Genomic DNA, 16,692 nt, shown 5'->3' with positions numbered 1-16,692 from the left:
CTCCTCTTAACTTGGTATGGATAACACTGCTTTTTGTTGTTTCGTTACATTATTTGCAAGCCTCACTAACCGATCTCTTAAAGTGGACCGGTCCATAGTTGAATAGTGGGCTAAAATTTCCTCGATTTCTTCTATATATAACTCAGCTGTTTTTCCTATATAAATTTTTGGATACACTTGTTGGTCCGTCACTTCATCCGCTTGTAGAAGCTCTTCAAACAACTTTTCACCAGGTCTTATCCCACTATACTCAATACCGATTTCATCAACGGAGTAACCTGATAGTTTAATAAGGTTTCGAGCAAGATCGTCAATTTTGACTGGTTCTCCCATATCTAGGACAAAAATTTCTCCACCTTTTGCAACTGCCCCCGCTTGAATCACAAGCCTTGATGCTTCCGGAATCGTCATAAAATACCGAATCATTTCAGGGTGAGTAACCGTTACTGGCCCACCTTTTTCAATTTGCTTTTTAAATAGCGGTATAACACTTCCTCTACTTCCTAAAACATTTCCAAATCGAACTGCTACAAATCTTGTTTTACTGTCTTGGTCCATATGCTGAACAATCATTTCAGCTAAACGTTTAGTGGCTCCCATGACACTCGTTGGATTTACTGCTTTATCAGTGGAGATCATAACAAAGGTTCCAACTCCCACCCAACTTGCAGCCCTCGCCACATTCATCGTTCCCATTATATTATTCTTAACAGCCTCTTCTGGATTTCGCTCCATTAATGGAACATGTTTATGAGCTGCAGCATGATACACCACATCCGGTGTATATGCACTCATCACATCCATCATCTTTTTAGGATCCTGGAGGTCAGCAATTTCTGTTGAAAACTCAATTCCTGAGTCTTTAAATGTGTCTCTTAATTCAATTTCGATTGAATAGATGCTGTTTTCACCATGACCTAACAGTATGAGTTGTTTTGGTTTAAACTTTGAAATCTGTCTAGAAATCTCAGAACCAATCGATCCTCCTGCCCCCGTTACAAGTACTACTTTATTAGTGACATATTCTGAAATGCCCTCGATATCTAATTCAACTGGCTCTCTACCTAACAAATCTTCTACCTGGACATCACGAAAGTTGTTAACAGTTAATTTCCCAGTAACTAAATCTTCAATTCTAGGGAGGATTTGCGTTTTGGCTTTTGTTTTAGCACATTCTTGAAAAATTTGATTAAGCTCCATCTTACTTAAGGAAGGAATAGCAATAATAATATGATCAATGGATAAGTCCTTCACCACTGTTTCAATTTGTTCAACTCCCCCTATAACAGGTAGGCCAAGTATATCGAGGTTATGCTTTTTTACATTGTCATCAATAAAAGCTACCGGTTGGAGATCACGGTCATTGTTATGTAGAAGTTGTCTCGCAACCATCGTTCCCGCTGCACCTGCACCTATAATTAATGTTGTCTTTTTATTTACTACCTTAAGGAAAACATTGTCTCGGTACATTCTCCACAAGAAACGAGAACCTCCAATAAAGAGCATGTGTAACATCCAAGTAACCGCTAGCTGACGGAAGAAAATCTCTTGAACCGCAATTTGCTGAATAACTGCTGTTGTTAAAATTGAATAAGTCACTACTTTAAAAATTATTAATAATTCCCCGATACTTGCATACTCCCAGGCTTTTTTATAAAGCTTATACATGGTTGAAAATAAATGATGGCTAATGAGGACTGTGATTGAACTAACTATGATAGGAAGTGTAATTACGTGTGTACTACCATTTACTAAAAAGCTACATAAATAAATAGCAGTTAAGACAATACATGAATCAATGAAAATAAACAGTGATAACCTCTGGCGGTATGTCATACTTTCCTCCTCTCTACTAACTAGTCTAGGGTTAGTGATCTCTTTTTTATTGCATAGTCTATAAATTTCCTTATCTCCTCTAGCTGTTCTTTCGAAGCATCCTGCTTGATATAACGGATAGCTTTCTTTATAGACTTTGGATACTTATCAAAATTCTCCATTAAAACAACCCTTTCTAATATTAAAGTTCTTACGTATACACTCTCTTACAGGAGAGGACATACATAAAAACTTTAAAATAATAAGGGCATCTAACCCATCCTCACATCACACTTTTGACAACAGGTGTCTAAGGTTTCTCAACCCACAGCATGACCGAGTGCCTCCATTGATACTGGTAAGGAGGCATCACCAAATTGTATTTCTTAGAACACATTAAATTCTTAATAAAGAACGGTTAATCTAAAAAAAAACTTCTTATTTTTCATTTAGTATGACACCGACTACCTTGGCATTGGCAAACTCTAATATTTTCTTTGCATCAATGGCTTTGTCTAATAGGGTTTTTCCTTTTTGAACAACTAGAATGACACCATCACATAAGTTAGCGAGTATTCGGGTCTCTGAAGATTCTATTACGGGTGGAGTATCAATTAGAACAATATCGTATGTATCTTTGATTGTTCCTAAAAACTCCTTCATTTCCTTTGATCCTAACATCTCTGCAGGATTGGTTGGAATCGGTCCACTTGCCAATACATCTAAACCAGTTATACCTGTATAACGAACAACTTCTGATAATGAAGCTTCTCCTTTTAATAAGGTCGATAGGCCCTCTTTATTTGGAAATTTAAATATTGAATGTACGTATGGATTTCTTAAATTCGCATCTACTAATAGAACCTTCCCTTTCTGTTGGGAAATGGATACAGCTAAGTTTGCTAACATAGTAGATTTCCCTTCATCTAATTGAGATGAAGTTATGAGGATCGTTTGTCCTTTACCCTCGCCCATTACTATTTGAATATTGGTCCGGATGGTTCTGAACTGTTCTGCTATTAATGAAGTAGGACTTGTATAACAAATCAGGTTTCGCTTCTTTTTCTTTCTAATAATCTTTTTAATGGAGTTTTTAATGATATTTTGTTTATTTTCCTTAATGGGTGTTGAGTTATTATGCATTTATGGATTCACCTCTTATCTCGATCTCCTGGTCATAATCATCATCTTCTCTTTTGGGAGCAATATTCCGCTTGTTCATGGAAGAGACAACCCCAACTAATGGAAGGCCTAAATACTTTTCTACATCAGTTCGTGTTCGAACACTATTGTCTAAAGAATCGAGGAGGAATATCAAACCAATCCCAGCTATTATACCAATTCCTAATGCCAATAACGTCCTATCGTTATCTTGGTAAATGGCTGTAATCTGACCTTCTTCTCTTGTTTCTGGGATAATCCTCATGTCTGTAAAGCCTAATAGACTTTTAATCTCATTTTGAAAGATTGCTACAGTGGTATTCACAATCTTTAAAGCTAGGTCAGAATCGAAATTGGTTGCAGTTACTTTCACAACTTGTGAGTCATTTATATTAAATGCATTAAGTTGTCCTGCTAACGCCCCTGATGACATATCCAAATCTAACTCTTCAATTACTTTGTCTAGAACAATTGGATCTTCAACAAGAACAAGTAATGTACTCATATACTCGGCACTTGTATTGACAACCATTCTCTTAGAAGCTTGGTAAAGGGGAGGTGCCTGCACGTAAATACTGTGAAGGTATCCTGCTAAAGTGAAGACTGCTGTAACGATAACGAGTATCCAAAACCTTTTTTTTATTACGTCAAAATATTCCTTTAAATTTATCTCCTTAACCTTTTCATTTAAGTTAGTTTGGGTATTGTTATCCATTTAAACCACCTTTTTTGAGGTATTGACATTAGTATAAAAAGAACTCTATAAAGAACATACTGACAAAAAAACAAAACACCTAATTGTATGAACTTCGATTACCTTATCCTCATTTTAGTTTTATATAAAGAACGTGTCAACAATATTTTTGTATTTTTTGTTCTTTAAATAGTTTGTTTTCAGTATTTTTATAAAGTTGATCTATTAGAACCAAAAGTATCCATCTTTCATTATATATATATAAATATCAACATTTATAAACAGAGTATAAATTTATTGTAATATTTCTACCTATCTACAATATAAATAAAGAAAAATTCATTTACAGGATAAAAATATTATTTTATAATTCTTAATAAAGAACGTATTTGGAAGAGGTGAAATGTTGAAGTTTATAACAAGGTCACTTATTGTACTTTCATTTATATTATTACTCTTTATCCCCAACCAAGCTAGTGCTAACTCAGACTCCTATACTAGTTACAGCTATTCTAATTCCTATGATTTTTCCTTCTCAAACTTATATTCCTTTCTCTCCAAGATTTTTATAGATGAAGATCAGTATATAAGTGGGACTTCCTATTGGGACAGAGACACGAATTACGATAGAGATTGGTGGGACCATCATGATGATAATAAGGATTGGGATTGGGGCTGGAAATGGGGCTACAAAGACTGGGATGAAAAAGATTGGGAAGATTATTGGAAAGACAGAAAAGATCGAGATGAAGACAAAGAATATGATTGTGAAAGAAATAAGTATGGAAAGTGCTTAACATCTGCAGAAATATGGAAGAAGTACTATTGTTGGCCGTGGTATAAATGGTAAGGGATCCTTTAAAGGACCCTTTATTTTTTTGGAAAAAATCCAGCTTGTCTGAATATATATAAGAATGTTACGGAAGGAGGGAATTTTTTGACCTTAAAAATGAAAATATTTACCTGGATCAGTCTAGTCGGAGGATTACTTTGGGGAATAAAGCCTCTGTATGATTGGCTGTTTTTAGATAGAGTCCTTCATACAGGCTATCAGTCATCCGATCCATTAGATTATGTAGAGTTTTTATTTCCTTTATTATGCCTAAGTGGATTGTTTGTACTTGTTTCTAAATTTAAGCTGAAGCTTACTTTTTCCATCACACTTCTCACGATTGCATTCGTTTTGAATTCAACATTTCATTTATTTGAGACTTATTACTCTTTATCTAGCGTCCCATATGGACTTTTATTTCTTCTACCTGGTACTGCGTTCTTATTTACAGGGGCACTCTCATTGGTTTTTCAGTTGTATAAGATAGAGCAGAATACTAAAGCAATATTTTACATAGCAATTGCTTTTTCCGTTAGCTCAGGCTTACTCTGTTTATTACCTTTCGCTTTTTTCTTTCTAACAGAAGGTGTCGTCACTGCTTTAACCGCTAGTATGATGACGATTATAGGCTTTTCATTCGGTTCATTCAGCATTCCTTTTCTCTTAAAGAGTCGTAAAACCAAAGTTAATATTTCTACAGAAATCACTACATAAGGTACAATAGAAAGAAACCATATAAAAGGAGCCACCAAAATGAAACAAGAATTGATTTCCCGTTTAACTACATATGTTAAGGTCGATACCCAATCTGATGCAGACAGCACGACTTGTCCATCTACACCTGGTCAGTTAACACTGGCAAACCTGCTTGTTGAAGAGCTTAAATCGATTGGCATGGAGGAAGTAACGATTGATGAAAATGGCTATGTAATGGCAACGCTTCCGGCTAACACCGATAAAGATGTACCAACGATTGGCTTCCTTGCTCACCTTGATACAGCCACTGATTTCACGGGTGCGAATGTAAATCCTCAAATCGTTGAAAATTATGACGGAAATGATCTTGTTTTAAATGAAGAATTAAATGTAGTGCTAACAGAAAAGAATTTTCCTGAACTGCCAAAGTACAAAGGCCATACGTTAATTACGACAGACGGGACGACTTTACTTGGTGCTGATAATAAAGCTGGAATCACTGAAATCATGACAGCGATGAACTACCTAATTCAAAACCCTGATATTAAGCATGGTAAAGTGAGAGTAGCTTTTACTCCTGACGAGGAAATTGGCAGAGGACCACATAAGTTTGATGTAGCTGCTTTTAATGCTAAGTTTGCCTATACAGTTGATGGGGGGCCACTTGGTGAGCTTCAGTATGAAAGCTTTAGTGCAGCAGGTGCAAAGATTACGGTTAAAGGTAATAGTGTGCACCCAGGGACAGCTAAAAATAAAATGGTAAACTCAGCTAAGATCGCAATGGAGTTAAACGGTATGCTTCCTGCTCAAGAAGCACCTGAATATACAGAAGGCTATGAAGGGTTTTACCACTTAATTTCCTTCAACGGGGATGTGGAACAAACTAAACTTTCCTATATTATTAGAGATTTTGACAGAGCAAGCTTTGAAAGCAGAAAGATTACGTTACAAAACATTGTAAAGCAACTCAATGAAAAGTACGGTGAAGATACGGTCCTACTTGAAATGAATGATCAGTATTACAATATGAGAGAGAAAATCGAGCCGGTAAAAGAGATTGTTGATATTGCCTATAAGGCGATGAAGAACCTTGACATTGAGCCAGTCATTGAGCCAATCCGTGGCGGAACGGACGGTTCACAGCTTTCTTATATGGGTCTACCAACTCCTAACATCTTTACAGGCGGAGAAAACTTCCACGGGAAGTTCGAGTATATTTCTGTTGATAATATGAAGAAGGCTACACAGGTAATTGTGGAAATCACTAGATTATTTGAAGAACAAAATTAAATAAATCGAAACCAAACCTACTCATATTGCGTATATGTGAGTAGGTTTTTTATGTAAAAAATTAGGAATTAGAGAGTGGAGTAAATATGAAGAATCCAAGTATACAAACAAACTCAAAGAAAGAATTCAATCCAAATGACGCCATTCTAGTGTTCGCTACTATAATATTTATTTGCTTAACTGTCATTTTTATTTTCATTGTGAAAGACATGTTTACGCTTGAACACTTTTTATCAATGAATGAGCCTTTAAGGATGGGAGTACTTTCAGTGAGTTCCTTAATAGGGATATTGGTTGTTGGTGTCATTTTAACATTTGTTACGCCTTCCAAATATATTGATGACACGAATAAAACCTTCCAGAATTACTCCCTTGGTAAGTTGGTTTCATTTTTACTATTAGGGGCCATTTTTGAAGAGTTACTATTGCGAGCCATTATTCAAAATGTACTATTGCTCCTAACTAATAATGAATGGAGCGCGATCTTCATCGCAACTGCACTATTTGTAGCTATACATACGCATTATTATAAAAAACCGATCATGCTTCTGGGTATTACAATTCCAGGCTTAATTTTCGGTTGGGTCTATTTTGAAACGGGTAATATAATCGTACCGATTGTTGTCCATTTCTTAGCGAATCTAGTCATGACACTCTTATTCAAATATAACTTGTTAAAATTAAAAGAGTAAGCAAAAAGAGCTTGAATCCAAGCTCTTTTCATACTACCAAGTATTATATAGTTTTAACTTCTCTCCCCGTTTTCACCTTACTACCCGACGTCAATAGCATAATTCCCATAAACAACAGCGCAATTCCAAACCAGGATACAATCGACAATCTCTCACCAACTAATACAACAGCAAGTAAGGCTGCTGTTAGCGGCTCGGCTAGTGAAAGTGTAACCGCTGTGGAGGAGGGGACAGCTGTTAGTCCTTTTGAGAATAAAACATAGGCAAGTCCTGTTGCGAGTAAGCCTAGGTGTAAACTGACGATCACACCTCTTACTGATAAAAACGAAGTAAGATCTATAATAAATAGAAACGGCGATAACATAATGGCACTCAAGGTAAACACAACCGCAACGACGCTGATCGGTGAGTATTGCTGAACGAGTTCTTTACTTACGATTGTATAAACGGCAAATGATAAACCAGCTCCTAGTGCTAATACCACACCCACTACATCCACCTGGACAGAGCCTGCTTTCATAAACAGAAGGAGACAGCCTAGAATTGAGATCCCTGTTGCACCCCACCATTTTCTTGTCGGATTTTTCTTTAGAAATCTCCATTCTATAAAGCCAGAAAGAATCGGTGCACTACCGATGGCTATGACGGTTCCGATGGCCACTCCAGTCATACTAACGGCTGAAAAGAAGAGAGGCTGGTAGCATGCCATCGAAAGTGCTGATATGAGGGTTACTTTAAATGGCCAGTTTTTCAAGCTGAGTTTTCGTGTCAAAAGGACAAATAGAAACAAAAACCCACCACCTACAGCTAAACGGACAGCACCTAGACCAACTGGATGGGTATCTTCTGGTGCTAGTGCTTGTGTGGTTCCAGTGGTTCCCCATAGAATAGCGGCTAGTAATATAAACATAAACGGTAATTTATCTCTCATCTTCTACCTTCTCCTCTTGACCTCTTTTACTATGGTTCTATAGGTATTCTTACTGTAACTGTTGTATGCTGTTCAGTTGAATCGAACGAAATTTTGCCACCATACTTCTTCACTATTTCTTTTATGATGGGCAACCCTTGACCTCTAACTTGATTAGGAGTAGCATGCTTGGTTGAGAAGCCTCTCATAAACACCTTCTCTAAATCCTTCTCCTCTATTTTTTGACCTGTGTTTTTCACTTCAACGACATAATGATTACCATCAATGGTACATCGTATTGATACATTTCGCTCCTTTTCAGGAAGCAGTTCGGTTGCTTCTATAGCATTATCCATGAGATTGGAGAGAATCTTTATTAGGTCCGTTGTTTTGATTTTGTCAAAAGTATCATGGCTAATCTCGAAATTAATTTGAATTCCTCTGTTTTGGGCAGCTAGCTTTTTCGTTTGAAATAGGACAGATAATACAGGGTTGTTTATTTTTAATGTAGCTGGAGAAACTGTTTGGGCCTCATTGAATAGATGTGTGACATATTCATAGGCTTGCTTATGATTCCCTAGCTTTAATAGCCCATGAAGGACTTGGATATGATTTATGAAATCATGACGTAATGACTGTACAGAGGAAAGTAGGGTTTGTGATTCTTTGTAATAGGTGTCCTCTGTATCTCCGATTTCTAGCTTGAGCTCACGTTGATACCATTTCTGAATGGCTATAAATGCAAGCAAAAGTAGAAGGACAAAAACCCCATTGAATACAAGGGTAGGTATACTGTTTGCTAACACTTTATTTCCTATATCATCTAAAACCTCTGAGCTAATATCAATTCCAAGGTAGCCAATAATCTCCTTGTTTTCATCAAAAATCGGCACTCCCACGGATATGTAACTTACTCCATATGTGGCATCATCAAGGATAGATGTAAAATAACTTTCTCCTCTATAAGCTAATTGAACCTGTTTTTCTGGAAGCGTACACACTAATCCTATTGGATATTCATCATCAGCATCCTCTGGCATGCCAACAATCATACCATAGGATATTTTTGGATTATCGATCTTCAATGTATAAACATATAAAGCCCCAATTTTCTCTCTAGCATCATTTAAGTAGCTTCTGATCTCCCAATAGCGCTCGTCCATTTCTGGATTCGCTAAAAACTCCTTGTATTCTTTAACGTCCATTGAAGCTGCAATGGACTTGGCATTTTCCAAGCTTTTTCTTGCAATTGATTCTTCCACAGACTGTTGGATATTAGAATAAGAGGTATATATATTAATAGCTGTAAATAGAAAAACTAACATAATTGATAAAACGATAATGAGCTTAATTCTTTTGCTTTTCATTTTCATCTAGTCCTTCTTTATTGATATGACTATCTTACTAATTTTTCTTACAATTTAATAGAGATAGGTTTTCCTTTTCTGATATTAAAAAATATAGTGCTCTCTAAACTGAACCTATAGTATGCTAATAACTGGAAAGAGGAGGAGTATGATGAAGTTTTTTATAAAATTGATGGTAGTGGTTTTTGTATGTATTGGACTTGGCTGGGGAATTTACTACATGGGTACAAATCTAGCTTCTGACCAGCTTGTTGGGACGCTCTCCTCAGAACTAGAAGCTAGTGGTGAAATGGAGGCTATTAAGCTAGAAATTGAAGAAGACCCTGAGTTGCTAGCCATTATTGAGGATGCTGCACAAGCCGATCAAACAAAGCTGCCGTTTACTACAAAGGAAGAGGCAACAAGAGTAGTGATAAAAAAAGTTGGTGTTTCTGAATTAATGAAAATCCAGGAGCAGGTTCAAAGTGGTGCCATGACGAAAGAGGAAGTTATTAGTAGATTAGAAGAAACGTTAACAGAGGAAGAAATCTTGGCGTTAAAAGTCATTGCCTATAAGGAGCTTCAAAATCGTTAAATATATTCAAGCTGACTCATTTCTGAGTCAGCTTTTTTTATTCCTAGATTACCATCTAGCCGTAAGCATTTTTCGGCGAGTATAAAACTCAACCCCATCTGGACCATTGGCATGAAGGTCACCATAGAATGAGTTTTTCCAACCAGAGAACGGGAAAAATGCCATTGGTGCTGGAACTCCGATGTTCACACCTAGCATACCCACCTCAATATTCTCTCTGAAATAGCGAACATTGCTGCCGTCCTGTGTAAAGAGGCATGCTCCGTTCCCGAAGTCAGATTGATTGGTCAGTTCAATTGCTTCCTCTAAACTTCCAACTCGGACTATGGAGAGCACAGGAGCGAAGATTTCATCCTTCCAGATTTTCATGGTAGGCAGTACGTGATCAAAGATCGTTGGTCCAATAAAGTAGCCATCTTGGTGATAAGCTTCATCTTTACGACCGTCACGGACTAGGGTTGCCCCTTCTTCTTCACCGCTGACAATATAGCTTTCTGTTCTTTGTTTATGCTCTGAACGGATTACTGGTCCTAAGAAAACATCTTCATCTAGGCCGTTTCCAATTGTAATTTCATCGGCTTTTTCATTAAGTTTTTGGATTAGTGGATCAACGACATCACCTACTGCTACAACGACTGCACACGCCATACATCTTTCACCAGCTGAACCGTAAGCTGCTGCAATGATTTCTTTTACAGCTGCATCTAAGTCTGCATCTGGCATTACGATGGAGTGATTCTTGGCACCGGCAAGTGCTTGAACTCGCTTTCCGTTGTTTGCAGCTGTTTTGTAAATGTATTCAGCAACAGGTTGAGACCCTACAAATGAAATCGCAGGTACATCTTTATGATGTAATAAACCATTTACGACATCATGAGCACCGTGAACAATATTAAGTACACCCGCTGGTAAGCCAGCTTCTGTAAATAGCTCGGCTAGACGGTTAGCCAATAGTGGTGTTCTTTCGGATGGCTTTAAGACAAAGGTATTACCAACAGCAATAGCTAATGGGAACATCCAGCATGGTACCATCATTGGAAAATTGAAAGGGGTGATCCCACCAACTACCCCAACCGGGTAACGATACATCCCTGATTCAATATTGGACGCAATATCTGGGAGCTGCTTGCCCATCATAAGAGTTGGAGCCCCTGCAGCAAACTCTACGCATTCAATTCCACGTTGCACTTCACCATATGCTTCTTTAAAGCTTTTCCCGTTTTCCATCGTTATTAGTCTAGCTAGCTCATCCCAGTTATCAACTAATAGCTGTTGGTACTTGAATAAAATACGAGCGCGCTTTGGTACCGGCGTTTTGCTCCAAGTTTTAAATGCTTCTTTGGCAGCTTGAACAGCGTCATTGACATCCTCGTTAGTTGAAATAGGTACCTGTGCAAGCTCTTCACCAGTTGCTGGGTTTGGTACGACTTGATATTGTTCAGTTTGGGATTCTACCCAAACTCCATTAATATAATTTTTTAACATTTGTGTTTTTGTTGTAGTCATGCTTATTTCCCCTTTCTTCTTCACTATCAGTTTATGAATCTTAGAAAATTGAATAAAGAACAACGGCTAAAAGTAAGACAATTGTCGGTAGGATAACACTTAATATAAATATTGGCCAGTAGGCACGTTTATGTGTCTCACCACAAATCGCACGAATAGTTGTAACAACATAACCGTTATGTGGGAGGGAATCAAGACCACCTGATGCGAGTGTTGAAATTCTATGCATCGATCCAGAATCTAAACCCTGTGCCATGTACATAGGAGCCAATATTGGGAGTGCAATCCCTAGTCCACCTGATGCTGAACCTGTAATTCCACAAATGAGCGTAACTGCAATCGCTAAGCCCATTAATGGAGGCCCAGGAATATTTACAAGTCCATCGACTACCGTATCAAAAGCAGCAACCTGTGCCGCGACACTACCAAATCCGACTACTGCACAAGTATTAGCAGCTGCAACAAGGGCATCCTGAGCCCCTTGCGCAAGTGCTCCCCAGAATTCTAGTAAATATTTAAACATTAACGCACATGCTAAGAATATTCCAGCCCCAAGTGATATTAAAGCAGCAGCTGTCGAAGAAGTAAATTGTGCTAGAGTATTCAATAAAGCAATTACCATGACCAGTGGCAGTAGAGCAAATACAATATGCGGGTATTGCTTTCCTTTAGGATTTGACTCTAAACCTGGTACTTCTGTCGAGAGACCTGCCGCCATTTCATTTATTGCCTTTGATTGATTTGGTAAAGAGAAGACTTCGCCGTTTTGTACCGCTTTTTTCACCATTCGACCGAGTAGTAGTCCACCTACAATCATAATGATGATTGCCATTAATACCCCAATCCACCCTCCAGCTGTTGGCTTGGTTTCAAAAAACTGTGTCGGAATTAGGTTTTGAATTTCTGGAGAACCTGGTGCCGTCATTGTAAATGAAATCGACCCGAATACTAATGCCGCTGGAATAAAGCGGTGTGGGAGATTTGCCACTTTAAATAAAGATACCGCAATTGGATATACCGCAAACCCTACTACGAACAGACTCACACCACCATATGTCATAATGGCGGCTGCAGCCACAACTGCAAATACTGCACGAGACGGACCTAAAGTATTTTTCACCCAGTTCGCAATACTATCAGCAGCCCGTGTTTCTTGCATAACTTTCCCAAAGATGGCTCCTAATAAGAAAATAAGAAACCAGTTTTTAAAATATCCTGTAAAGCCTGTCATATAATGGTCGGTTAATGCTGTTTCCAGGTTTAGTCCACCTGTTAACGCTACGACGATTGCACTTATGATTGCTGCAACAATGATATTAATTCCTCTCATTGTTAAATAGATTAATAGACCAAGTGATGCGATTAACCCAAGAATACCTAACATCTATGTTCCTCCTCTAACACGTCTGTGACTGTTAATTTACTTTTTCCTTGGTAGCAAATTGATAATCATAGCAAACTTTATAAAGCTCTTCTAATTCATTCTTAGTAGGAATTCTCGGGTTATTAGCAGGACTACCACTATCTATTGCATCATCTGCCATTTTACTTATTACTTGTTCAAATGCTTGTTGATCAATTCCCCAGCCTTTAAGGTTAGGAATATTTAATTTTTGACAAAGTTCTTTTACTGAGTTAACCGCAATATCTGCAGCTGCTTCATCTGATAGACCTCTTTGATCTGGCTGGAAAATCCGTCCTAAGTCAGCTAACCGATCAACACAGTGTTCTTTACTAAATTCTAATACTGCTGGTAGAAGCATCGCGTTAGAGAATCCATGCGGTACATGAAACAATGCCCCAATTGGACGAGACATTCCGTGTACTAAGCAAACAGACGCATTTGTAAAGGCCATTCCTGCTTGAAGTGAACCAAGAGCCATGGCTTCACGGGCATCAACATTATTACCGTCATTGTAAGCGGTTAAAATATTTTCTACTATTAACTTCATGGCTGAAAGAGCAACCGTGTCAGTCATTGGGTGTGCTTTTTTAGATAAGTACGCTTCTACCGCATGACTAAGGGCATCTACACCAGTGGCAGCTGTTACACTTTTAGGTGATGAAAGTGTTAATAGAGGATCCACAATGGCCACATCTGGCATAAACACAGATTGCTTGATCATCATTTTAATATCATTAGATGTATTTGTGATAACGGTTACATCTGTTGCCTCAGAACCAGTACCTGCGGTGGTTGGGATCGAGATATGCGGAATTGGTTGTTCACTTGCAAGCTTCTGACCACCACGATAGTCACCAATATACCCTCCATTTGTGGCAATAACAGCAATCGCTTTAGCCGTATCAATGCAACTTCCCCCACCAAGAGAGATTACTAAGTCGCATTTTTCTGCTAAAAGAAGCTCTAAAGATTCTGTCACATATTCATCGGTTGGTTCAGAGTTGACTCCAAGATAAACGATACTATTTATCCCTTGTTGGTCTAAATAATTACGGCACTTACCTACATAGCCAAGCTGATCCATAACTTTATCACTAACGATTAACGCTTTTTTCCCTCGAGCCAAAGCCTCCTTTCCTACATTTTCAAAAGCATTTCTTCCATAGAGAATAGTTTGTGGTGTTCGAAATACTGCAAAGCTATCCATACATAAACCTCCTTTTTATGATTTACCTATACTATAAGCAAGAACTGTGCCAAGGATAAAAAGTAGGTTTATCAAGCGGTATTATGTACAATTATGTAGACTGTAGACTACATATGTAGAAAAAGTGTAGCCGGTTAGCTACACTTTTTAACTTATTCCATATTTTTTTATTTTTTTATAAAGAGAGGTTCGATGAATCCCTAATATATCAGCTGCTTTTGACTTATTCCCACCGGCTTTCCTAATGCTTTCAATAATGATTTCTTTTTCCCTTTCATCGCCAAGGAACTTTGCCTCCTGTAAAACGGATGCTCTAACATCATCTCTATAAAATATTGTATATTGATTGCCTGCTCTAATGGCTTCTGGTAGATGGTGAAGATCAATAATATTTTGGTCCATTAAGGTGACAAGTCTCTCAATCGTATTTACTAATTCACGAATATTGCCTTTCCACATATAGTTCATGAGCGCAGATACTGCCTGAGAAGTGAATGATTTTCGATGTGTTCCATATTTATCACAAATTTCCTTTACATAATGAGAGAGTAAAACAGGTATATCCTTTTTTCGCTCACGAAGGGAAGGAATATGGAGTTGAATAATATTTAGCCGATAAAATAGGTCCTCTCTGAATTCTCCTCTATCGACCATTTTTCCTAAATTCCGATTAGTGGCCGCAATAATTCTTACTTGGATTGGATATTTTTTCGTCCCGCCAACACGTTCTGCTTCTTTTTCCTGTAGGACACGAAGGAGCTTTGTTTGCATATGTAAGGGCATTTCTCCTATTTCATCTAGAAAAAGAGTTCCGTTATTGGCCAACTCAAATTTCCCTGGCTTTCCTCCCTTTTTTGCACCTGTAAAGGCTCCATCTTCATACCCAAAAAGCTCTGATTCAAATAAATGCTCAGGAATTGCTCCACAATTTACACTTATAAATGGACCAGTTGCAAATGGACTTAGATGATGGATACTTTTTGCAAACATTTCCTTTCCGGTTCCACTTTCACCAGTAATCAGAACCGTGGCAGCTGTTCTGGCTGCTTTTCTGGCGAGTCTCTTAGTCGAAGTAATGCCATCACTGATTCCAATGATTTGATCTAAGGTAATCCTACTATCCTGTTCTTGTTTTACTGTTAATAATTGTGGATTCGAATGCTCTATTTGATGGTTTTTTTGGAGCCGTTCATAGATTTTATAAACCTCGGTGACACCTTCAAAGATAAGCATTCCAATTGCTCCAGCTACCTTCTCATCCTTCCAAATAGGAATACGGTGAACAACCATGTCCTGACCTTGAATATTTTGTAAGACTCCACGTTCAGGAATACCGGTTTTGACTGTATGATGAAGGTTAGTATTATCAATCACCTCTGTAACATGTCTACCAATAGCTTCTTCTCTACTTATTCCTGTAAAGCGACTATATGCTTCATTAAATTCTTGTAATATACCATTTTCATCAACTACAGCAATGCCTTCATAGGCACTATCCATTATAATGCTTAGGACTTCTGTGTTGTAATGTTTCTGTTGAAGTCGGTATATATATTTAGAAAAACCATCTAATAAATCTCTTCTAGTTAAAATTCCGCTCAATTTACCCTCATGATTGACAACTGGTAATTGATTAAATGGAAGGGAGTAAATATCTAATATAGAATCTGTCTCATTTATGATAGCTATATTACGAGTAGGAATCGTGTTGACCAGTTCATCTCCGCTAGGATTCTGCAAAAAATAGCTTAGGAGTCTTTTTAGAGTGATCATCCCGACAAATACTCCATTTTGGTCTGTAACAGGTAAACCATCAACCTCAAGCTGATTCATCATTTCTGCTGCATTACGAAGGGTATAGCCTACTTTTATACAATGTGGACTTGGTGTCATCCAATTTTTCACTTGTAAAAGATCATCTATTTGCTTCTCTGTATTACTCTGTAGATTTCCCTGTATTGTCAAAGCATTTTCCCTTCCTTCGACTAATATTATCTTTACTATAAAATACCATTTGAAACGCTTTCATGTAAATGTTTACATTTTTCTTATGGATTATATATGGAGTAGGCAGGAGTTTAAAGATTCATACATAATATTTAATCTAAAGGTGGTGCGAATTATGTTAAAAACAATCATTCGTCCTCGCGTTTCTGAAACAGATGGCGCTGGACATATTAACAATACGACTCTTCCAGTATGGTTTGAGGCAGGACGAGAAGAAATCTTTGAAATGTTTACACCTGATCATTCCTTTAAAAACTGGAGATGCGTCATACTAAATTCCAATATCGATTTTGTTAGCCAAATTTACTATGGAAAAGAAGTAGAGGTTAAAACGTGGGTAAGCAAGATTGGAAATACTAGCTTTACTTTGTATGAAGAACTATTTCAAGAAGAAAGGCTGTGTGCAAGAAGTACCGCTGTTTATGTGAATTTTGATTTTGATAAGCAGGCTAAAGAAGTTATACCTGAGGGAATCAGAAGACAATTGGAGAAGCATTTACTGGATACTTAAACTAGAAAAATAGCTTTAGTAACAA

General features: G+C 37.6%; 16 protein-coding genes. 6 read left to right on the top strand and 10 right to left on the bottom strand.

Annotation, left to right across the window (positions count from 1 at the left end; translation table 11 throughout):
• Positions 1–6: 6 nt before the first annotated feature.
• The 4 genes from M1D60_RS00575 to M1D60_RS00560 all read right to left on the bottom strand — a co-directional run bounded on the left by M1D60_RS00575 (position 7) and on the right by M1D60_RS00560 (position 3,691).
• Positions 7–1,836, bottom strand: coding sequence for a polysaccharide biosynthesis protein (locus M1D60_RS00575; RefSeq protein WP_456277292.1), 1,830 nt, complete (start codon positions 1,834–1,836; stop codon positions 7–9).
• 20 nt (positions 1,837–1,856) lie between these two features.
• Positions 1,857–1,997, bottom strand: coding sequence for a hypothetical protein (locus tag M1D60_RS00570; RefSeq protein ID WP_456277291.1), 141 nt, complete (start codon positions 1,995–1,997; stop codon positions 1,857–1,859).
• 256 nt (positions 1,998–2,253) lie between these two features.
• Entirely contained in the window at positions 2,254–2,958 is a 705-nt protein-coding gene (locus tag M1D60_RS00565; protein WP_456277290.1) for a CpsD/CapB family tyrosine-protein kinase, read from the bottom strand.
• Positions 2,951–3,691, bottom strand: coding sequence for a YveK family protein (locus tag M1D60_RS00560; protein WP_456277289.1), 741 nt, complete (start codon positions 3,689–3,691; stop codon positions 2,951–2,953). The genes M1D60_RS00565 and M1D60_RS00560 overlap by 8 nt, the downstream gene beginning before the upstream one ends.
• 382 nt (positions 3,692–4,073) lie before the next feature.
• On the opposite strand from M1D60_RS00560, the gene M1D60_RS00555 reads away from it, so the two are divergent.
• The 4 genes from M1D60_RS00555 (at position 4,074) to M1D60_RS00540 (ending at position 7,180) form a co-directional block, all read left to right on the top strand.
• Entirely contained in the window at positions 4,074–4,520 is a 447-nt protein-coding gene (locus M1D60_RS00555) for a hypothetical protein (RefSeq protein ID WP_456277288.1), read from the top strand.
• 87 nt (positions 4,521–4,607) lie between these two features.
• Positions 4,608–5,216, top strand: a complete 609-nt coding sequence (locus M1D60_RS00550; protein WP_456277287.1) for a hypothetical protein — start codon at positions 4,608–4,610, stop codon at positions 5,214–5,216.
• A 39-nt stretch (positions 5,217–5,255) separates the two neighbouring features.
• Positions 5,256–6,488 carry a peptidase T gene (gene pepT / locus M1D60_RS00545; protein WP_456277286.1) on the top strand — a complete coding sequence of 411 codons (1,233 nt, stop codon included), beginning with the start codon at positions 5,256–5,258 and terminating at the stop codon, positions 6,486–6,488.
• A gap of 86 nt (positions 6,489–6,574) precedes the next feature.
• Complete coding sequence (locus tag M1D60_RS00540) at positions 6,575–7,180, top strand: CPBP family intramembrane glutamic endopeptidase (RefSeq protein WP_456277285.1); 606 nt, start codon at positions 6,575–6,577, stop codon at positions 7,178–7,180.
• 43 nt (positions 7,181–7,223) lie between these two features.
• Here M1D60_RS00540 and M1D60_RS00535 read toward each other — a convergent pair whose 3' ends face one another.
• Together M1D60_RS00535 and M1D60_RS00530 are read right to left on the bottom strand one after the other, a co-directional pair.
• Positions 7,224–8,111 (bottom strand): DMT family transporter, encoded by an 888-nt coding sequence (locus M1D60_RS00535; RefSeq protein ID WP_456277284.1) that lies wholly within the window; start codon positions 8,109–8,111, stop codon positions 7,224–7,226.
• Between the two features lie 29 nt (positions 8,112–8,140).
• The gene (locus tag M1D60_RS00530; protein ID WP_456277283.1) at positions 8,141–9,463 is read right to left on the bottom strand and encodes an ATP-binding protein; all 1,323 of its coding nucleotides are present in this window, start codon (positions 9,461–9,463) and stop codon (positions 8,141–8,143) included.
• Between the two features lie 142 nt (positions 9,464–9,605).
• Between M1D60_RS00530 and M1D60_RS00525 the strand changes: the two genes are divergently transcribed.
• Positions 9,606–10,031: a hypothetical protein gene (locus M1D60_RS00525; RefSeq protein WP_456277282.1), complete on the top strand. Its 426-nt coding sequence runs from the start codon at positions 9,606–9,608 to the stop codon at positions 10,029–10,031.
• Between the two features lie 48 nt (positions 10,032–10,079).
• On the opposite strand, the gene M1D60_RS00520 is transcribed toward M1D60_RS00525, so the two are convergent.
• The 4 genes from M1D60_RS00520 to M1D60_RS00505 form a co-directional block, all read right to left on the bottom strand.
• Positions 10,080–11,537, bottom strand: coding sequence for a CoA-acylating methylmalonate-semialdehyde dehydrogenase (locus M1D60_RS00520; RefSeq protein WP_456277281.1), 1,458 nt, complete (start codon positions 11,535–11,537; stop codon positions 10,080–10,082).
• Between the two features lie 40 nt (positions 11,538–11,577).
• The gene (locus M1D60_RS00515) at positions 11,578–12,921 is read right to left on the bottom strand and encodes a GntP family permease (RefSeq protein ID WP_456277280.1); all 1,344 of its coding nucleotides are present in this window, start codon (positions 12,919–12,921) and stop codon (positions 11,578–11,580) included.
• A 31-nt stretch (positions 12,922–12,952) separates the two neighbouring features.
• Positions 12,953–14,149: an iron-containing alcohol dehydrogenase gene (locus M1D60_RS00510; RefSeq protein WP_456277279.1), complete on the bottom strand. Its 1,197-nt coding sequence runs from the start codon at positions 14,147–14,149 to the stop codon at positions 12,953–12,955.
• 147 nt (positions 14,150–14,296) lie between these two features.
• Complete coding sequence (locus tag M1D60_RS00505) at positions 14,297–16,042, bottom strand: sigma 54-interacting transcriptional regulator (RefSeq protein WP_456279537.1); 1,746 nt, start codon at positions 16,040–16,042, stop codon at positions 14,297–14,299.
• A 229-nt stretch (positions 16,043–16,271) separates the two neighbouring features.
• Between M1D60_RS00505 and M1D60_RS00500 the strand changes: the two genes are divergently transcribed.
• Positions 16,272–16,667 (top strand): acyl-CoA thioesterase, encoded by a 396-nt coding sequence (locus M1D60_RS00500; protein WP_456277278.1) that lies wholly within the window; start codon positions 16,272–16,274, stop codon positions 16,665–16,667.
• Positions 16,668–16,692: the final 25 nt, after the last annotated feature.

Source organism: Bacillus sp. AK128 (genome assembly GCF_053903075.1).
The sequence above is the reverse complement of the archived record's forward strand: the minus strand, read 5'-3'. Positions and strand labels throughout refer to the sequence as shown.

What these genes read in the sequence shown, in the direction of transcription:
- M1D60_RS00565 (WP_456277290.1), bottom strand. Translation starts at nt 2,958, where the DNA reads ATGCATAATAACTCAACACCCATTAAGGAAAATAAACAAAATATCATT.
- M1D60_RS00570 (WP_456277291.1), bottom strand. Translation starts at nt 1,997, where the DNA reads ATGGAGAATTTTGATAAGTATCCAAAGTCTATAAAGAAAGCTATCCGT.
- M1D60_RS00510 (WP_456277279.1), bottom strand. Translation starts at nt 14,149, where the DNA reads ATGGATAGCTTTGCAGTATTTCGAACACCACAAACTATTCTCTATGGA.
- M1D60_RS00555 (WP_456277288.1), top strand. Translation starts at nt 4,074, where the DNA reads ATGTTGAAGTTTATAACAAGGTCACTTATTGTACTTTCATTTATATTA.
- M1D60_RS00575 (WP_456277292.1), bottom strand. Translation starts at nt 1,836, where the DNA reads ATGACATACCGCCAGAGGTTATCACTGTTTATTTTCATTGATTCATGT.
- M1D60_RS00500 (WP_456277278.1), top strand. Translation starts at nt 16,272, where the DNA reads ATGTTAAAAACAATCATTCGTCCTCGCGTTTCTGAAACAGATGGCGCT.
- M1D60_RS00530 (WP_456277283.1), bottom strand. Translation starts at nt 9,463, where the DNA reads ATGAAAATGAAAAGCAAAAGAATTAAGCTCATTATCGTTTTATCAATT.
- pepT (WP_456277286.1), top strand. Translation starts at nt 5,256, where the DNA reads ATGAAACAAGAATTGATTTCCCGTTTAACTACATATGTTAAGGTCGAT.
- M1D60_RS00525 (WP_456277282.1), top strand. Translation starts at nt 9,606, where the DNA reads ATGATGAAGTTTTTTATAAAATTGATGGTAGTGGTTTTTGTATGTATT.
- M1D60_RS00515 (WP_456277280.1), bottom strand. Translation starts at nt 12,921, where the DNA reads ATGTTAGGTATTCTTGGGTTAATCGCATCACTTGGTCTATTAATCTAT.
- M1D60_RS00520 (WP_456277281.1), bottom strand. Translation starts at nt 11,537, where the DNA reads ATGACTACAACAAAAACACAAATGTTAAAAAATTATATTAATGGAGTT.
- M1D60_RS00535 (WP_456277284.1), bottom strand. Translation starts at nt 8,111, where the DNA reads ATGAGAGATAAATTACCGTTTATGTTTATATTACTAGCCGCTATTCTA.
- M1D60_RS00505 (WP_456279537.1), bottom strand. Translation starts at nt 16,042, where the DNA reads ATGACACCAAGTCCACATTGTATAAAAGTAGGCTATACCCTTCGTAAT.
- M1D60_RS00540 (WP_456277285.1), top strand. Translation starts at nt 6,575, where the DNA reads ATGAAGAATCCAAGTATACAAACAAACTCAAAGAAAGAATTCAATCCA.
- M1D60_RS00560 (WP_456277289.1), bottom strand. Translation starts at nt 3,691, where the DNA reads ATGGATAACAATACCCAAACTAACTTAAATGAAAAGGTTAAGGAGATA.